Here is an 18,192-nt window from a genome sequence, read left to right on the forward strand (position 1 = left end):
GTTCGATCCTCTTCGTCTCCACCACAGCAAATAAATCCGAACCTTGTGCCAATTGGCGACGGGTTCGGATTATTATGTCTATATAGAAGAAATCAAGAACTGATAAAAAGAGACAGGTGGACTATCATTATAGATTCCTCCTGTCTCTTTTACATTTATATATTCATGCGCCGATTTACGAAGTATGCAACGCATCAATCGGCTGGAGGCGTGACGCCTTTGCAGCTGGATAACTGCCGAATAATACACCAATCACCGCACAAAAAGCGATAGCCGCCATACCGATGCTCCAATTGATTGCTGCGCTGCTTCCGGCAACGGTGTTATATATACTGACAACAGCAGCAGATAAAACTAATCCTATCAATCCGCCAAGAACAGAAAGGATGCACGACTCGCAGAGAAATTGCAGCATAATATGCTGTCTTTTTGCTCCCACAGCTTTACGGACACCGATTTCTCTCGTTCTCTCGGTTACGGATACAAGCATAATATTCATAATCCCGATACCGCCTACCAATAGAGAAATTGCTGCAATTCCTGCCAGCAAAAGGGACATCGTGTTTGTGACATCGTCCATCGTGTCAAGAACATCTGACTGATTGTTTACTGAAAAACTGTCCTCATCCCGGGTTGTTTGTAATAGAAAAGATTTTACCATATTGATTGCCGTGTTTACCGAAACGGAGCCTGAGGCTTTTATGTAAAAGGTAGATACTGATCTTTGACCTGTAATGCGCTCGGCTGTCGTGTATGGAATCAAAATTTTGCTGTCATCCGAGCCTACAAGACTGCTGCCTTGTTCTTCAAGCACACCAACGACTTTATAATTCCTTTCTCCGATGGTGATGGTACCACCCACGGCATCCCAAGTGCCAAACAAATCGGTTGCAGTTTCCGTACCAATGACAGCGACATTCGTTGTCCATTCAATATCAGAGTTGACAATCAGACGACCGCTTTGAACGGACACGTTCTGTACATCGAAATAGTCATTCGTAACTCCCACAATGGAATAAGAGCCGGTCTCGCTGTTATGCTTTACAGTTTGATTTGTTGTAATCACCGATGCTGTTTTATCAATTGCCCCATAACTGTTCAGTGTCTCAATACTGTCACGGCTGACGGATACATCTTCTCCCGTAATCGAAGCAGTGATTTGATCCGAGCCCATGCTGGCGATGCTGTCTGTGATACCGCTGGTTGCATTTTGTGTAATAGAAACAAGAATGACAACGGCCATAACGCCGATAATGATACCGAGCATGGTAAGAAAGGAGCGCATTTTATTGTTGTAGATTGCTCTGAGGGATAGCTTGATAATTTTCAGCGTCATTTTCTTGCCTTCCTTTCTGTTAGTATGCCGTCATAAACATACACCTTGCGCTGTGCGTGCTCGGCAACACTGTTATCATGAGTAATCAAAACAATGGTATTTCCCGCTTTGTGCAAATCCTTAATAATCCCCATAATTTCAGCGCCGGAAGAGGAGTCAAGATTACCAGTAGGCTCGTCCGCCAGAATAATAGATGGTTCTGCTGCCAGCACACGGGCGATGGCAACCCTCTGCTGCTGACCGCCCGAAAGCTGTGTTGGCTTATGCTTCATGCGGTCGGCAAGCCCTACTTGCGCGAGTGTCCTTTCCACTCTCTCCCTTCGCTCAGACGGAGAGAGCTTGTGATACAAAAGCGGCATTTCCACATTTTCGTATGCAGTAAGCTCAGGCAAAAGGTTGAACTGCTGAAAAATAAATCCGATTTTTTTGCCTCTGATTTCGGAAAGCTTGTTTTCCGTACAACTGTCCACGTACTCGCCGTCAAGGATGTAATCGCCGGAATCTGGAATATCAAGGCAGCCGATAATGTTCATCAGCGTTGATTTTCCACTGCCGGATGGTCCGAGAATGGATACAAATTCTTTCGGCTTCACATGGAGATTGATGTCGTGAAGGACATCGACCTGTTCGTCGCCCAGCGAATAGGATTTATAAATGTGTTTTAGCTTTATCATAATCGATCCCTCCGTTAATTGCCGCCAAAACCGCCGGGAAAACCGTTTCCTCCATTGGGCGGCATATTGTTGGGATCAAAATTTTCAAAATCAAAATCACCGAATTCCATTCCATCGCCTCCCGGGAATCCGCCCATACCGCCGAAACCGCCTTGGTTTTCGGTGTCCGAACCGGTTTGTGTAGAAGTAATCTTTGTAATTACAATCAAATCACCATCGGCAAGCTCGTCGCTTTCAATCAGGATATAACTGCCGTCACTCATTCCGGTTTCAACCGTGACCTTTGTGAGATCGGAAATATCCAGTTCATTCTCGGCATATTCTGTTCCCTTTGCAGTGCCGCTTGGCGCGAGATAAACATAATTATCATCACCGGATGTGCGAACAGCGTCAACGGGAACCAGTAAGCCTTCGCCGCTGGACTCAATGACAATTTCAGCCGAAGCACTCATACCGGGATATACACCCTCCACATAGTCCACAGTCGCTGTGATCTGATAAGCTGTTGTGCCGCCGCTGGAACTTCCGTTGTAGGAAACAGCGGTAACCTTTCCGATACAATCGCCGTCAACGGCATCGACCGTAAAGTCCACCTCTTGTCCTACTTTAACAGTGGAAATATCGAGCTCGTCCACGGCAATCCCCATGGTAAAACCGTCAATGCCCATGATCATTGCAATTTGACTGTTTGCTGTCAATTCATCCCCGTTAGCGATAGGCAGCTCAATCAAAACGCAGTCATATGGAGCCGTGATATTGGTTTTATTGCCATTTTCGTCTTCTGTAGTTGCAATAACCGCGTCTTTATCCACTTTGTCGCCCACCTCATAATTTACAGCGGTAACCGTAACGGCTTTTGCTGTAACAAGCGTTTCCTGAGAAATTGGCGTTAGTGTTCCACTTCCACTGATCGTAGTGTCTACATTACCGGTAGTGATCGCTTCAACATGATATGTAGTAACGCTAGGGGTTTGTGCTGCCTTGCTGTCAAGAAGTTTCGGAATAAAAATCACACCAAGAATGACCACAGCAAGAACAACTGCTGAAATTACGATGATTTTTATTTTTTTGTGCTGTTTTTTTGTTATATTTTTGTGATTCTTCTGGGGCACAGCTTTCGCCCTGCTGCTGTTTGTTTTTGTTGCCATAGTGTATCGTTCCTTTCTAGCCTGATTGACAGGTTTTTGAAATCAATGATTTGCCTCGTGAACAAGGGATGTGTTGAGATAGGCCGAAATGACGCTATCTTCCAATCCACTGTCGGTTGAATTTCTGAATTCTGCGGAAAGCGAAATCCTTGCTGCACGCTTATCTCGGCGCAAAGCACTGCTTTTCTGTATAATATTTTCCATAGCCTGTTCGATTGATTTTGATACTGATTCGACCGGCGTTCCAAGAATTTGTGTAAGAAGATTTGTGCTGAGGTTTCCATAGACGTTCATTAAATAGAACGGCTTCAAATCGTCTGATAACGATTCGATTTCTTTGACAAACGGCTGATACTTTTTGCTGCCTTTGGAATAGGCACGGATTCAAAATCAGGATTTTCTTCCGCGCCGATTACGTGCAGCTTCAGGAGATTGCTATGAAGAATTTCTCTGAAATCTTCTTTTGGCGCAGTGTGCGCGTTCGACATTTGCTCTATGGAGGTTTTCCATGCTTTCATTAGAAATGGCGCACCTCTGCAGACATTTTTCATTAGCTGGAAGCCCATAGCCCCAAACTTTTTTAAGTGTGTATTGACCATGTTTTCAAACGTTTTTGCATTTCCATTTTTATTTTTATGTGTGTTTCATAATCCACGTATTCGCCCCCATTGATTTGAATTGTAGCTCTGTATATCAAAAAGGCCACTTGAAAAAAAATTTTTGCTTCCTGTCGTTCTATGCGACAAATAAGCATTTGACCTGCTGACTTAAAGAATGGCAGCAGGCAGCGGCTATGCGGTTGCCATTTGAATGATAGCTGTCCGCACTAAATATGCCCTAAAGAAGCTATGAATTCCAGGTGAACTTTGTAAAGATGTCCCTTCTCGGCTGAGGAATCGTCAAAATTACAAAAGAGTGCTATAATAAAAAAGCGAAGAAAACAAAATGCTGTCTTTAGCCCATGTTAAGGCAGTGTTGATAAAATAAAAACCACTTTATGCAAGGAGATTACATATTATGCGTTTACTGATTGCAGAGGATGATACACGATTATTAAAATCTTTAAAACACATTTTTGAATCGAATCAATATATGGTAGATGCCGTTTCCAACGGTATAGATGCGCTCACCTATGCGGAAAGCGAAGAATATGACGGATTGATTTTTGATATTATGATGCCTGGACTGGACGGAATAGACGTATTAAAACGTCTGCGAGAGAACGGAGTTTCTACCCCCGCTTTGTTTTTAACAGCTAAAACAGAAATTTATCAGCGAGTAGAGGGCCTTGACGCCGGAGCGGATGACTATCTGCCAAAACCGTTTTCTACACCGGAACTGCTTGCGCGTGTCAGAGCAATGCTGCGAAGACGTGACAATTATGCACCGGACCTATGCAAATTCAGAGGACTCACTCTAAACCGTTCTACCTATGAGCTCCAATTTGAAAACGAGAAAATAGCTTTGAGCGGTCGGGAGTATCAAATTATGGAAATGCTTATGGAACGCCCGAATTTCGTTATTCCGATTGATGATTTTATATCCCATGTTTGGGGATGGGAGAGCGATGTGGATGTCAGTGTGATTTGGGTACATATTTCCAATATCCGAAAAAAGCTTGTGTCCATAAAAGCAAAAGTCGAAATTCGATTTATTCGGGGAGCAGGATATAAGTTGGAGGAAATACAATGATCTATAAGCTGCGGAAAAAATTTATAAGAATCTGTATTCTTTCATTTATAGCGGTTTTTGTTGTGTTGTTTATATCCATCTTTTTAGTCACAACTGTGCAAACTAACCAGTCTCTTGATATGCTTGCCGATATTGTATCCTCCAATGATGGTACTTTTCCTGAGTGGAATGAATTCAGCAATGCCCCCAACCCTCCGCCCATACCTAATGGATTAAATATAGAATCCCCTTTTACGACTCGTTTTTTCACCGTGCGTTTTGATCGCAACGGAAACGTTTTATCTGTGGATGTTCAAGCGATTGCCAGCGTGTCACAGGACGAGGCAATTGTCTATGCTGAAAAGGCGTTGGAGCATCCAAAAGAGCGCGGCTGGGTGGGTGATTTCCGCTATAAGCGATATGATACAGCGGCAGGACAGGCTGTCGTGTTTATAAACGGGTTGAACACCAAACAAAGTAACCAACAGTTTATGCTTGCCGCCTCATTGGTTTTCGCCGCAAGCAGCATTGTGATTATTATTTTGGTTATTCTCATTTCCCGAAAGGCCGTTAAGCCTGTGGCTGAGAGCTATGAAAAACAAAAACAATTTATCACCGACGCAAATCATGAGCTTAAAACACCTCTGACGTTGATTCGTACCAATCTTGACATTATGGAAGCGGAAATCGGGGCAAATGAATGGCTTACCGATATTCGGGAAGAGGCTAAAATAATGACAGGATTAGTGAATCGTCTTGTGTCTCTCGCTCGAATGGATGAAGATAATACGAAACTCTCCAAAGAACCTTTTTCACTCAGCGAAGCTGTGTTGGATACCGTATCTGCATTTACACAACATATAAATACTCAGCACAAAGAGCTTCTGACAGATATTCCTGACGATATTAACTATCATGGAAATGAAGCGGCCATACGCCAGCTTATTTCTATCCTGATGGATAATGCCGTAAAGTACTGTGACCCAGGCGGCGTAATAAGAGTAACTCTTCGTGGGGGGAAATATCCGACCATCTTGGTCGATAATTCTTACACAGTCGCAGGCAGCATGGAACTTGATCGGCTGTTCGACCGATTTTATCGTGCGGATAAAGCCAGAACGTACGGCGGTGGTTTCGGCATAGGCCTTTCTATCGCCAAAGCCATAGCAGAAAAACATCACGGTGGTGAAATCCGGGCGTTTTCTCTAGGCGACGATATGATTCGATTCCAGGTGAGTTTGTAAACAGCGTAAGTATCGTTTACCCCTTTACCAGATTTCAGTAGAAGACATTTGTGCATTCTGCGATACAATTCCACTTGTATACGCTATACGATTGGAATGATTTTGCATGAAGTATGCTATAAGGTGAAAGAATGAGTAAAATCATCATTTTAAAGCTAGATGATCCAGATGGTTTTTTATACAACTACATTCTTTCCTTACTGTTGTCACGGGATGCCACTATTGAAACTGTAACAGCAGAAGGCGCTAAAATTTCTGTTGCTCCCGGCTTGACTGTTTATCCGGCTCAACGTCGCGTGTATTCTAAAGTCTCAGAAATTATCCTCACCCGCAAAGAGTATGACATGTTGCTGTATCTTTTACAAAATGCGAATCAGGTCTTCAGTTTTACACAAATCTATAAATGCATCTGGAAAGAATCAAACTATGCTACAGGATAGGGAGTTGTCGGCCATCATTTGCAAAGCCTGCGGAGAAAACTGAATTTTGAAAAAATGCGAAATGCAATAGACGCAGTGTTCGTAAAATCGGATATTGTTTGGAAGTATGGAAACAACCATAAAGCTTGCTGGCGATCCATCTGGCTATCCAAGCAATTCAAATTTAATATTTAGAGGGAGCAGGCTATCCACGTGATAGCCTGCTCCCTCTACTCCCGCAAATTTTCAGAATGGCGGATGATGATCGGCAAAAGTGGTAAATCCCACACAGGAATTATCCACCGCTGCTATAAATGCAGCGGAGCCAAAAGAAGATTGAACTGCCACAAAAGGCGGTAAAGAAAGACTGGATGGAACGCATTGCTGTACGATACACCCTGTGGCGGGTCTTTCAGGATGAACTGATTGCCCAAATTACGGACAAGTTGGTGAAACTGCAGAATACAGAGGATAACACTCTCCCGCCGCTGCGCAAGCAGCTTGCAGATACGAACCGGGGGATTGAAAGTATGCTCAATGCCATTCAGCAAGGAATTCTCACCAGCAGTACAAAAGAGAAGCTGGAAGAACTGGAAAAACTGCGGGAGGAATTAAAGACCAGCATTTTGCAGGCGGAGCTGGAACGTCCAGAATATAACCGAGAGGACGTTATCGAATGGATCGGCAGATCTAAATATGGGGATCCGGACAACAAGAATACCAGCGGTAGATTACTGATATCTTTCTCAACAGGCATCTATGTATTTGACGACCGACTGGTTTTCATCTATCATTACAAAAACGGAACGCGGACGGTGAAACTGGCGGATGTCTCTGCTGCTTTTGGTTCGGATTTGAAGTCCTGCCCTCCACCAAAAGAAAGTCAGTAACCAATCAGGTTGCTGACTTTTTTGTTTTATAGCTTTAGCGAAAAAACCACCGGCTCTGCGGAGAGAATAAAAAGCTTTAGCTATCAGGATAGATGACAACGATCATTTTGCTCAAGTGAGAAGCTATAGAGATATAACTGCTTTAGCAGTTGCAGTGCGAGTGATGTAAATGACGGTTATCCAGTACCTTTTAAGAGACCGGTATGATGCCTCTCCAGGGCTGGTGCATACCACCAGTCCAACTAGTGGTATTGACTGTATCCAATGATAGCCTTGTTCTGCGAGCAGCACGCAGCCCTCATTGAAACGCGTGCTCCGAAATGAGCTCACTCCTCCTGACCAAAAATCACTGCGAGCTTGAGCTGCTTCTCCGCAGCATCCAGATCGAAGCTGGATTGATCGGTCACTTGAATGCGGATTTCGTAAAGGTTCTGTTCGGACAGCTTCCCGTTTGCGGCAAGCGTTGCCCCATCAGAGCCGGTCAGCGCCCAAAGCGCGGAGTCCACCTTCGTCAGTTTGCCGTCCGTAGACTCTGCAAAAAGTGTCAGCTTTTCCGGGCTGCCGCTCAGGCCGTTCATTCGGAATGCCACTGTCGTCTCCTTTGTCTCCTTGGATGACAGATAGCCGACAGGGGACAGCTGCGTCCCAGTACGTTCACGGAATTCATCCGTTTGCAGGAGTTCCCGTCCGGTTCGGTCGAGGTCGACCTTGGCATAAGGGGAGTCCGGCAGATAGACGAACCGGTCCTGCAGCCGCCGCAGCTCCAAATGATTCGTCGGGCAATAAAGGGAATTGCCCCTGGCGTCAATGACCATACCGACCGCCATGTTGTTGTAAGCGGGAAGGGTGGATACCGGAACCTCCAGCACCGTTTCGCCGGTATCGAAGTCAAACATCTGGTAACACCACATTCCCGTGTCCAGATTCTACACATAGCCGTACAGATATCCGGTGGGGGTGGGCAGCTTGATCATCGAGGTGTCCCGCAGGTCCTTGCACTCCCACACGGTCTGCGCTATGTATCCGTCCTCGGTTTTGACAATGTCCACCCGCTCCGCGCCAGGCATCAGCATCCTGTTCCCCAGGTTGATCCAGTCCTCGCTGTAGATGTTGAAAAACTTCTGAATGCTCGAATCCGCCCCGGGTTTCGAGAGCTCAGGGCTTCCCGCGCCGAACCAGTTGCAGATGAGGATGGATGTTCGTTGGGCATCTCCGGAATAGACGAGGATGGAGTTTTCCACCGCAACCTGCGTCCCTTCGGGCAGGTCGTCGAGAACCGGGATTTGCGCAACGATTTCGCCTGTTTGAGATGACAGGGCGCGATCAGATTGACCGGATCGAGATTGTCAGTGAAACAGACCAGATCGTTTGTCAGGGTCGGCGTGGTTCCGCTGCCCCCATGCAAGACCGCCGCCGGTAATCTCCATGCCCTCCTGCGCGTCGTTCGCCCCGTTGCTTGGATAGGGGGCCACAGCGTTTCCACATCGTCGTCTGAAACGCGAAGCATGTAGCAGGCCTGATTGGTCAGCACCGCTGTTCCAGTCGGATTCGAGGAGATTCCGTTTTCCGCGCCCTCTCCCTTCTCCAGCTTGAGATAGTGGAGTTCCTGCGAGACGTCCGGGTTTTCCCCATTCAAAACCGCGTCGATATAGGAGCGGGAAAGGTAGCCCAAAAATCCGGAACCGCTGCGATCCGGATAAATCCGAAAACCGCAGGCGACAACCACAGATTCCCCCGATAGTCGAACACGATGCTCAGCAGATTGCGGTCGATGTCCTCGCCGAGCCGCTCGAGCGCAGGCGACAGCACATCCACATCCAGCACCTTTTCAAAGCGTGGCAGGAGCTGGCCGTTTTGATCCTTGGTTTTGAGCATCATCACATGGCCGTGGTGGTCGGCACGACGATGTTGCCGAGCTGGTCCACAAAGGAATAGGAGATCTGAATGGAGTACGGCTGGGTGTCGTCTTGGCTGGGAACGAAGCAGCCCAGCGGGACAACGCCGCCGCTCACATCCGAGCTGTAGGCGTCGTTGTGGACAATCGATTCATTGGCCGCCATGTAGGGGTTCGGGACGACGTTGTTTTGTGCGATTGGTTTAGGAACCAGCGCTTTGTACCTGGTCTGTGCACCCGACAAGGGTTGCCGCAACCAGCAGCAGGAAGAGCGCACAGAAAACTATTCTTTTGATCATAAGATTCCTCCGTTCTCATATCATTTTTGAAGAGCCAGGCGAAATCACTTGCAGTTTTTTATTGAGAACCCTTTCTGCAGCAGATAGCGAGTACGGCGGATCCCAGCAGGATCAGGCAGGCACTTGCGGAATCGAAAGGATCGCCGGTCTGCGGGGAGGGCTTCCTGTTGCTGCCGGGAGCTCCTGCCGAAGCATCGGGTTTTCTCTGCTCGTTCGGCTTTTCCTGATTGCCTGGGTTTTCCTCAGACTCGTCGGCAACCTGCATTTTCTCGCTTAAATTGGCCTTTTTGGCGGCGCTGTCCACCGCCTGTTGTCCGCGCTGGATGAACCGGGTCAGCACTTCGTCGCAGGCCGCATACTGGTTGCGCTCCGGCGTTTTGGCAAGTGCGGAATAGTCCCCGCCGAGCGCGACAAAATTGTTCGTCGCAATGGTATAAAGCCTGTCCGGATCGAGCGCTTCGGAACCGACCTGTACGCTCTGCACCCGTTGCCCCTGCGGTTTATCGGGATCATACACCGCCGTGATGCCGCCAAACTGGAGATAGCTTCCGCTGTTGTCCGGCCAGCGCACCTGGTCGGAACCGGTGCGCACCCACTCGTCGTAGGAACGCTTGTTCTGCAGTCCGACTTCAATGGATTGTTCCAGGATGGACAGAACCGCTTCTCCAGTGATCTGCTTGGTGACAATGTAGTTGCCGAACGGGGCGATGTCGAGTACGTCCTGATAGGTGATGCTGCCCGCTGGAAGCACCCGTCCGAGCCGGATGCCGCCCGCGTTTTCAAACGCGATGTCCGCGCCCGTCTCGTCGAGATACGCCTGGGTAACCACCCGGCCGAGATTGGTTTCCCCAATGCGCAGGTTCTCCCATCTGCCCTCCAAATCCTGGCCGGTCGGCCCGACGGCCTGGGTGAGCCGCTCACTCTGCCGCTCGCCGATTGTCTGCAGCAGGCCGGCGACAGCGGGATCCGATTCCAGCGCTTTGGCGTCCCCGGCGGTGAGCAGCGTCTCCCAGACAGCGGCGACGCTGTTCTGTTCGGTGTCGTAGGTGATCGAAAGATTCCCCGCGTTTTCAAAGTATTTTCCGGTCTCCACCACGGTTACCTGCCGTCCGTCGGCGTCTGGATAGAGCGTGTCCACCGTGGCGTGTTCATGCCCGGCAATCAGCACATCGATGCCTGTAGTCTGCGCGATGAATTCGTCGCAGTAGAGTTGATGGGACAGGGCAATCACGACTTCACAGCCCTGCTCCCGCAGCGCGGCGGCCGTTTGGGCGGCATAGGCCGCGTCGTCGAGAAAGGTAAGGTCCTGGATATTGCCGGGCGCGGTATCGTTTTGAATCTGAGGGTCGAACACACCGAACACGCCAACCCGGACACCGTCCACCTCCTTGATCAGGCTGCCGTCCCCATCAAAAAAGGGCTTTCCGCCGCTTGTCACATTTCCCGCTAAAATCGAAAGGTTTGCAAGGCTTCCCAGCTCTTTGAGCCGTTCTTTTCCGTAGTTCCAGTCGTGGTTTCCCGGCGTCATCGCGTCATATCCCACCGCCGCGACCAGCTCGGCGATGCTCTGCCCCCGCTCGAGCGTCGCGAACGCCTGGCCGTGAAACAGATCGCCTGCGTCGAGCACAAAATCGGGCGCCTGCTGGTCGATGTAGGTTTTAAGCTTGTCAAATCCCACCACAGCGTCCTGCTGATAGGCGGAGCGCCCGTGAATGTCGTTGGTGTGGACAATGTCGATTGTCACGATGTTTTCCGGCTCTCCGACTCCCTGCGCCAAGGCGGGTTGCCCGGCCAGCAGCGCAGTACAGGCTACACAGCAGCTTAAAACCATTGCGCATGTTTTATTAAACATAGTTTTAGCCTTCTTTCTTTTTATTTTTTCTAAAATCCCTCTTTCGGGGAGTGACCGCGTCATCCATTTCCCTGTCATTTCTTCTGGTTCAAATGGGATTCCTCTTTGCAGCGGAACCGCTTAATTTTGCGGGAAAGCGCTTTAGACTCCTTTCCGGAAAACTTGTCGAGGTATTCAAGCTGATCCAGAAAAGCGGCGACGCTCTCCTGAGACCGCAGCTTGGTAACTGACCAGACCCCCTGGAATGAGCGCAATGATGAAGATTGCGTACACACTCAGTAAAATGGTGAGAATCCGTCCCAGCGTGGTGACGGTGGTATAATCTCCAAAACCGATTGTGGCGCAGGACACATAACAGTACCAGATTCTATCGCCGATTGTGCGGATATGCGGTTCGACAACCCGCATCAGAACCACCGTGACGCCGAAATAGGCAAAAAATCCATACAAAAAGGCGTCCGCATGGGTCGTCCTTAAAATTTTCCAAAACAGTCGTATCCGTTTCATTCCATTCTCTGCTTCCTTTTCTTCTTTATCCTGGGAGAAAAGTATGTTTGACACACCACACCGGTGGCTGAGACGTTTTGGGTGCAAGCGGGCTGCTGACAGTGTCGGAGAAGAAACAGCGTGATAGAGCGTCGCAGAGCTGCGAGGTGGAAACGGGCCGCAGCAAAAAGCTGCAAACCTGTATGCGATATGCTGCGACTGCGAAATTGGGATCATCGCTCACTCAAACGATTTTCCCGTCAGGCCGGATTTTTTTCGCCTGGATGCAGAGCTCCTGTCCAATCACCCCGTTCAGGCAGACAAACAGGATATCAAACTGTATTTCCGTCTGCAGCGGTAAAAGTCATCCCGGTTTGAGCAGCGGGTCAGTCTCAGGCGGAGTGCTGCCGTTCGAACTGCTCCGTCGCCAGCTTCATCAATTGATATTCCTGTGGCAGCGTTGTGCAAACCAAAATTCTCAATTCCCCATACCTCCCTTCCATTCCCGGGTTTCTTTTCATATTGTAACGCCTTTTTCTCAAACGTGCAATTCATTTGTCATAAATGTTGCTTTGGGGTCCTAAATGTATTTTCAAATGGCGTGGGGATGCGTTAAAATGAGAGTAACGTTGTAGAATCAAAGGGAGTGGTGGAATGCGTATCGCAGTTTGCGGCGACGACGCTGCGGATCTGAAAAGGATGAACGGTTTTGTCAGCCGTTTTATCACGGAGAATCTGCTCCAAGCGGAGATCGAATGCTTTTCCGAAGCGAGGCAGATGTTGCTGCAGTACAGGAAAAAAACGTATGATCTGCTGCTCGACATCTATATGAACGGACCTTCCGGAGTGGAAGCCGCCGACGCGCTGCGTAAGGCGGGCAGCGGCTGTGAAATTATTTTTGTTACCAACAGCCTGGACCACGCGCTCGACGGCTACCGGCTCAAGGCGATGGAATATCTGGTCAAGCCGGTCGCCTGGAAAGAAACGGAACAGGCGCTGCTGCTCCCGCTTCGCGGACTTGTCCCGTTATATCGAGATCAAATGCAGCAAACAAATCGAGCGTCTCCGGCTGCACTCGATTCTATGGGTAGAGGTGTTTGGGCATCAATGTATTTTTCATCCCCGCTTTGGGGAGCTTCAGACTCGAACCAGCTTGGATGAAATCGAAACAATGCTTGGGGGCTTCCGTTTTTCCGGAGCAGCAGAAGCTACCTGGTCAATTTCAAGGAAGCGGACCGGCTGGAACAGGATGGCTTCTATATGACCGACGGCTCGTTCGTCCCCATCCCGGTAAGGCACGCCGACCGCAAGGCGGTGCAGCGAGCCTATCAATCCTATTTGTTTGAGCAGTCCGGCCAGGAAAGGCTGATGATGAAATGAAAGATCTGTTCAGACGCACAGTGCTGATGCTTCTCAGCCCTGCCTGTCTGTTGTGTATCCCATCGTACGCCGCGGCATCGGTACAGACGGTTGCGGCGGCGTCAAACAAAATCATAGCGGTGGACCTCTATGCCGGCTCAAATCTGCGTATCTTTCCCGTTGGAACACGGTTCACCGGGCAGACGCAGGAGACTTTCCCTGCCCGAAAAGGTCATCGGCCTGACCGAAAACGGGGGAACTTGGTGCAGAGTTGTCTGGTTCCCGGAACAGGCGGACACCTCGACATCGGGTAGAAAAACTGTCCCCGGCCGGCTGATACCGCCGGATGGCTACACCGTCTCGTCCGCGGTGGCCGCGCTCTCCCTCCCCGTGTTTGTTTACGAACCGGGTGGGCAGACGGCCGACAGCATTGTTCAGCTGCAAACCGGAGAAGCCTACGGCCTCCTGATTCCTCAGGGGAGTTCCGCCCGCGTTTTGGAGTCTTACCAGGCATACAGGATTTTCAAACGATGATCGGAGTTAACGCTTCAGAGGATACTGTTTTTTGCTCGGTTGAATATGACCTTGACACCTTCCAAACGGAGAAGACCGGATGGAAGCAGCTTTTAAGACAGATTTCTCCTCCCGAAGGGATTGGTATCGAGGAAGGCCTGCAGGCATATTCTTACCCTTACTATGTTATGGATCCCCAAAAAATCGACCTCTCCTATTTCTCCCTCTGCTCGGACGGCTCCTACTTCTTTGAATGGCTCTATGAGGTGAACGACCCGGAAAACTTTTTTCTGGAATACGCGGTCAATGGAGGGGTGTGGAACAGTGTGGCGGCCGATAGTCCAGACAACATTTGCTTTGTTTTGCGGAACAACCAAATGTTCCTTTTGGCCAGCCGCCAGTGGAGACCCGGCAATACCTATGACTATCGTGTGCGTTACCGTGGGGAAACATCCAATTGGGTGGAATTCGCCGTGACAGGGGAGGGATGTACCTCGACTCTGCACGACGGCGACCGGGATGAACAGGTGATTCCGGACGCTTCGCAGCCCGGCGGCTCCTTTGCAGCTTCGCAGCCGGTCAAGCAGCCGAAAGGGGAATCCGGACAGGAGGAGATCCCCGCCAGCGCAGTCCAGGACGGCGCGCGGCGCGGGATACCTTAGGGAGAAGAGGAAACACAGGACCGTTCCGCCTGGTCAGGCAGGCGGCTGCAGGCAATGAAAGAGACGACGGGGAGCGGTTTTTTACCTTTGAAAAGTACGGCGTCCGCGTCCAGCTTCCTGGGATGCCGAGGCGTTTGAAGATCTTTCGGAAAATTCCCTGCTCAGTGTGGAGATTCGTTTCCTCTCACCGTGTTCATTTTCTCCGGAAATCACCTTGGATGGAGAGCATCTGAATCCTGTTTCGGAGATGTCAATTACCATGCGCTACCAACCAAAGCACCTTGGAGCGGTATCTCAGATTGAGGATGATGCGGGTGAGACGTTAGCAGAAGCCTTCTATGCATAGGCAGACGACACGCTTTCCTTTTCCGTACATCAAACCGGCCTGTTTGAGACGAGGGAGGTCCCGCAAACATCCGGTACTGAGGATGCGGTGAAGCAGGAAACTGTTCCAAAGATCAGCCAAAGCACACAGAGCTTGCTGTGAAAATCGCCGCTGTATGCGGCCTTTTGCTGCTCGGGCCATAGTTCTAAGCGTTGTAGGCTGAGCGCCAGCCGCGTTTCCTTTCACATGAGCGCGTATGGACACCAGGAAGCTTTCATACAGCACCGATGACGCTGGCCGCATGGGTATTCAAATGCTTTAACGGCGGAACGGGTTGTAATCCGGTTTCTTCCCGCATAGCCGCCGTCTTCCAGTTTCGCAGAGCTGGCCGCTGCGGATTTTCTTCCCGTATGGGCGGAGATGATAAATCTGGTGCAGGTGACGGAACAGGTGGTTTCCTTTCCCGCATGGATGATAATGGGCGGCACAGGGCATACGAAAATGCCCTGTGCCGCCCATTCGTTCGCTGTGCCGGGGAGCGGACGCGAAAAGAGAGATATATTTGCTGGAATGACAAACGCGGCGCAATCTGCGGCCGCCGCGCTGTGCCGCAGATATCCCGCCGGTTGGGACGAGGCCGTATTCCTGTGACGGCCGCGTGATCCGGACGAATGGCATCGAAGGCACGCCGTCCTCTGGTCCCATGATGATTCCGCGATATGAAAGCGGGATGTGCCGGACATTCTGTCAATGGCCGAGAAAGCGGCGCAGCTCCTCCTCGGGCATGGGCCGGGCATAGTAGTACCCCTGGATGTAGTGTACGCCGGAGTTGGCGATCGCCTGCTGCTCCGCCCGCGTCTCCACGCCTTCCGCCACAACCGAAAGCTCATTGATGGAGGCCATTTCCACAATGGATTTCAACAGTGCGTATTGCTTGGGGCTGGTCAGGATCTGCCGGGTCAGTGAGCGGTCGATCTTTATGATATCCACAGGAAGATTGGACAGATAGTTGAGACTTGAGTAACCCACGCCGAAATCATCCAGCGCAATATGGACGCCGGCCCGTCTCAGTTTTTCCAGAGCCTGCGCCGCCTGGTCGATGGACTGGATCAGAATGCTCTCCGTGATCTCAAGCGTGACGAGCCGCGGATCAATACCGGCGGAATGGATCAGCTTCAGCAGATGATCGGCGCTGTTTCCCACCAAAAGCTGCTGCACGGAGAGATTGATGCCGATTCGTTTCAATTCCAGCGCGCCGCCGCAATCGTGCATAAACTGGCACGCCTTCCGGAGCACATAATCGCCCAGCTCCTCCACAATACCGTTGCGCTCAGCCAAAGAAATGACCTGGCCGGCGGAAAAGTATCCGCCCTTTCCATCGCTCAGCCGCACCAGCGCCTCGGCGGCGCTGTACCGATTGTCCGCCAGCCGCATAATGGGCTGGTACCAGACCTCCAGCGTCTCCTGACGGACGGCCTTCTTCAACCGGTGCAGGATATCGGCCTCCGTCCGGATCATCTCGTCAAGCTGATCATTATAAATGGTAACCGTCTGATCGGCTTCCTTGGCAAAGCGCAGGACGGACTGGATATGATCCAGAAGGGCGCTTGGCGTTTCGCCGTGCTCCGGATACGCGCAGGCCGCGACGCGTACCTGCAGCGGGAATGAGAGATTCCCCACCACGACCGGCTCGGCAAACAGGCTTTTCAGCCGGTCGGCAAAGGATACCGCGCCCTCGCCGGAGAGGGAGACGCCCAAAAACACGTCGCCGTTGATGCGGTACAGGTACGAGCCGAAGGGACGCGAAAGCCGGCGCAGAACTTCATGCAGAATCTCGTCTCCGATGTCGGCGCTGAACAGCTCGTTGTACTGGCTGAACGAGCAGATATCCACGCAATAGAGACTGAAACGCCTCTTTTTGTCATAGGAGATCAGCATATTCGTATCCCGAAGGAACTTCAGACGGTTGCCCACCGCGAATATCGGGTCGGAATAGGCCAGCTGTTCCACCTGCCTGCGATAGCGGTTGAAGGTCTTGGACAGCTCCATCATTTCAAGGTCGGTGTACTCGTCAAAGACAACGTCGCTCTTTCCCTCGATCAGTTGCCGGCATTTCTCTGTCAGCGTGCGGATGGGGGACTCTCCCGATACGCGGTCGTAATATGCGCGGATTAGGCTGGAAATCTGTTCCGCCGCCCGGCTTTTGCCCGGCTCACAGCGGATATATTGATACCGCGGCATCAGAAAGCTCTTTTCTCCGTCAATCCGCACCTGCAGCAGGAGTTCCAGGGACAGCCCCTTGGCAAAGTCGTCGTGCTTCTGTTCGTCCATTTCTTCCCGCAGCGCGACGATATAGCTTCCCTCATCCAGCCTGCCGGCGAGAAAGAGACTGTGAATGTACTCGCTCATCCTGTCCGGGACGCTTTGCAGATAGCGCTTCTCCTCGTCCGGTCCGATCAGCCGGGCGGCTTGGGCGTACCCCTCGATGGAGAAGTAGAACAGCGTAACAGGGGAGACTCCATCCTGAAGCCAGCCGTCCAGCGCGGCCGTAAATCCTTTCCGATTGTAAAGGCCGGTGGCCTGATCCACGCGGTCTGCTTCCCGCAGCGCGCGTTTCTGCCGGATGCTTCTGTACAGCAGACCGACAAGCGACAGCAGCAGCGCCTGGAGCAGGACGCACAGCAGGATCAGCCCCAGCCGCTGCTCACCGCTGAGCCATCCGGCCGTGGGCTGAATGCTGAGCGTCCACTGAGTGGGCAGGTTGAACACCGTTTTCTGCGCATGGGAAAAATCTGCGTCCGTACGGGAACCGGCTACAATTTCCTTGCTCCCGTTTTGCGGCTCCACCCGCCAGAGCTCATAATCATACCCCTGATCTGACAGAGCGTTTAGCCCGAGCTGCTTGAGCACATAATCCCGTTCCAGCGCCACCGCCACTTGCCCCAGGTACGCGTCTTCCTCGATGATGGGCTGTAAAAACAGGAACACCTCCTGCCCTTCGGGGTCGTTCTGCAGTACGACAGGCCCCTCCACCACAAGCTCCTTGACGACCTTGGACATCGTATAGATATAAGAAAAATTCCGCAGCTCCTGTCCCGTCAGCTTCTCATACTTGCTCCGCGGCAGCATTGCCGTTAAGACGTCTCCCTCAAACAGGCCGACCATACGGACCTCGGGCCGTTCCATCAGAGGCGCGGCCGCGGCTTCAAACCATGCCGCCGCATCCGGCTCCAGGGATTTCATCGCGTGAGCAGTCTGAGCCAGGGCCGTGGCTTCATTGACGGTTCCCCGCATCTGCAGGATGATCTTTTCCCTGTAGTAGAACAGGATATTTTCAGCCTCCCTCTGCCGCAGTCCCACGACAGCGCTATATATCCAAATCACCGAAGCGACGCTCACGGAAAGGACCAACAGAACGAC

At 50.9% G+C, this 18,192-nt stretch carries 19 protein-coding genes; 7 read left to right on the forward strand and 12 right to left on the reverse strand.

Annotated features, from left to right (window positions below; genetic code table 11):
* Positions 1-175: 175 nt before the first annotated feature.
* From BN348_RS05345 to BN348_RS05360, 5 genes are read right to left on the reverse strand one after another with little or no spacing between them, the layout of a single operon-like run.
* Positions 176-1,336, reverse strand: coding sequence for an ABC transporter permease (locus BN348_RS05345; RefSeq protein ID WP_040196739.1), 1,161 nt, complete (start codon positions 1,334-1,336; stop codon positions 176-178).
* The gene (locus BN348_RS05350; RefSeq protein WP_040196740.1) at positions 1,333-2,010 is read right to left on the reverse strand and encodes an ABC transporter ATP-binding protein; all 678 of its coding nucleotides are present in this window, start codon (positions 2,008-2,010) and stop codon (positions 1,333-1,335) included. Before BN348_RS05350 ends, BN348_RS05345 begins: the two co-directional genes overlap by 4 nt.
* 14 nt (positions 2,011-2,024) lie before the next feature.
* Positions 2,025-3,158 carry an efflux RND transporter periplasmic adaptor subunit gene (locus tag BN348_RS05355; protein WP_040196742.1) on the reverse strand — a complete coding sequence of 378 codons (1,134 nt, stop codon included), beginning with the start codon at positions 3,156-3,158 and terminating at the stop codon, positions 2,025-2,027.
* A gap of 42 nt (positions 3,159-3,200) precedes the next feature.
* Complete coding sequence (locus BN348_RS13840) at positions 3,201-3,452, reverse strand: hypothetical protein (RefSeq protein ID WP_156136419.1); 252 nt, start codon at positions 3,450-3,452, stop codon at positions 3,201-3,203.
* Between the two features lie 14 nt (positions 3,453-3,466).
* Positions 3,467-3,676: a hypothetical protein gene (locus BN348_RS05360; RefSeq protein WP_156136420.1), complete on the reverse strand. Its 210-nt coding sequence runs from the start codon at positions 3,674-3,676 to the stop codon at positions 3,467-3,469.
* A 499-nt stretch (positions 3,677-4,175) separates the two neighbouring features.
* On the opposite strand from BN348_RS05360, the gene BN348_RS05365 reads away from it, so the two are divergent.
* The 4 genes from BN348_RS05365 to BN348_RS05380 all read left to right on the forward strand — a co-directional run bounded on the left by BN348_RS05365 (position 4,176) and on the right by BN348_RS05380 (position 7,382).
* Entirely contained in the window at positions 4,176-4,850 is a 675-nt protein-coding gene (locus BN348_RS05365) for a response regulator transcription factor (RefSeq protein ID WP_040196745.1), read from the forward strand.
* Complete coding sequence (locus BN348_RS05370) at positions 4,847-6,073, forward strand: sensor histidine kinase (RefSeq protein WP_040196746.1); 1,227 nt, start codon at positions 4,847-4,849, stop codon at positions 6,071-6,073. Before BN348_RS05365 ends, BN348_RS05370 begins: the two co-directional genes overlap by 4 nt.
* Positions 6,074-6,204: 131 nt before the next feature.
* A complete protein-coding gene (locus tag BN348_RS05375; protein ID WP_040196747.1) occupies positions 6,205-6,513 on the forward strand; it encodes a winged helix-turn-helix domain-containing protein in 309 nt (102 codons plus the stop codon).
* Between the two features lie 350 nt (positions 6,514-6,863).
* Positions 6,864-7,382, forward strand: coding sequence for a hypothetical protein (locus tag BN348_RS05380; protein ID WP_156136421.1), 519 nt, complete (start codon positions 6,864-6,866; stop codon positions 7,380-7,382).
* 326 nt (positions 7,383-7,708) lie between these two features.
* Here the strand turns inward: BN348_RS05380 and BN348_RS13040 are convergent, their stop codons facing one another.
* From BN348_RS13040 to BN348_RS14045, 6 genes are all read right to left on the reverse strand, one after another.
* Positions 7,709-8,278, reverse strand: coding sequence for a hypothetical protein (locus BN348_RS13040; RefSeq protein ID WP_052446739.1), 570 nt, complete (start codon positions 8,276-8,278; stop codon positions 7,709-7,711).
* A 30-nt stretch (positions 8,279-8,308) separates the two neighbouring features.
* Positions 8,309-8,623, reverse strand: a complete 315-nt coding sequence (locus BN348_RS13045; protein WP_052446740.1) for a hypothetical protein — start codon at positions 8,621-8,623, stop codon at positions 8,309-8,311.
* Positions 8,624-9,014: 391 nt separating this feature from the next.
* Positions 9,015-9,257 carry a hypothetical protein gene (locus BN348_RS13050; RefSeq protein ID WP_156136422.1) on the reverse strand — a complete coding sequence of 81 codons (243 nt, stop codon included), beginning with the start codon at positions 9,255-9,257 and terminating at the stop codon, positions 9,015-9,017.
* Between the two features lie 2 nt (positions 9,258-9,259).
* Positions 9,260-9,520, reverse strand: a complete 261-nt coding sequence (locus BN348_RS13055; protein ID WP_052446742.1) for a PH domain-containing protein — start codon at positions 9,518-9,520, stop codon at positions 9,260-9,262.
* Positions 9,521-9,633: 113 nt separating this feature from the next.
* Positions 9,634-11,427: a bifunctional metallophosphatase/5'-nucleotidase gene (locus BN348_RS05390; RefSeq protein WP_040196748.1), complete on the reverse strand. Its 1,794-nt coding sequence runs from the start codon at positions 11,425-11,427 to the stop codon at positions 9,634-9,636.
* Positions 11,428-11,601: 174 nt separating this feature from the next.
* Positions 11,602-11,934 (reverse strand): ion channel, encoded by a 333-nt coding sequence (locus tag BN348_RS14045; protein ID WP_052446743.1) that lies wholly within the window; start codon positions 11,932-11,934, stop codon positions 11,602-11,604.
* Positions 11,935-12,567: 633 nt separating this feature from the next.
* Between BN348_RS14045 and BN348_RS05400 the strand changes: the two genes are divergently transcribed.
* The 3 genes from BN348_RS05400 to BN348_RS05410 all read left to right on the forward strand — a co-directional run bounded on the left by BN348_RS05400 (position 12,568) and on the right by BN348_RS05410 (position 14,447).
* Positions 12,568-13,074 (forward strand): LytR/AlgR family response regulator transcription factor, encoded by a 507-nt coding sequence (locus BN348_RS05400; RefSeq protein WP_040196750.1) that lies wholly within the window; start codon positions 12,568-12,570, stop codon positions 13,072-13,074.
* Between the two features lie 348 nt (positions 13,075-13,422).
* Positions 13,423-13,806, forward strand: a complete 384-nt coding sequence (locus tag BN348_RS05405) for a hypothetical protein (RefSeq protein ID WP_040196752.1) — start codon at positions 13,423-13,425, stop codon at positions 13,804-13,806.
* Positions 13,803-14,447 carry a hypothetical protein gene (locus BN348_RS05410; protein ID WP_040196754.1) on the forward strand — a complete coding sequence of 215 codons (645 nt, stop codon included), beginning with the start codon at positions 13,803-13,805 and terminating at the stop codon, positions 14,445-14,447. Before BN348_RS05405 ends, BN348_RS05410 begins: the two co-directional genes overlap by 4 nt.
* Positions 14,448-15,519: 1,072 nt before the next feature.
* Here BN348_RS05410 and BN348_RS05420 read toward each other — a convergent pair.
* Positions 15,520-18,156 (reverse strand): putative bifunctional diguanylate cyclase/phosphodiesterase, encoded by a 2,637-nt coding sequence (locus tag BN348_RS05420; protein WP_242844308.1) that lies wholly within the window; start codon positions 18,154-18,156, stop codon positions 15,520-15,522.
* Positions 18,157-18,192 lie beyond the last annotated feature (36 nt).

The sequence above is a fragment of the Candidatus Soleaferrea massiliensis AP7 genome, from assembly GCF_000820765.1.
Lineage (GTDB): Bacteria > Bacillota > Clostridia > Oscillospirales > Ruminococcaceae > Soleaferrea > Soleaferrea massiliensis.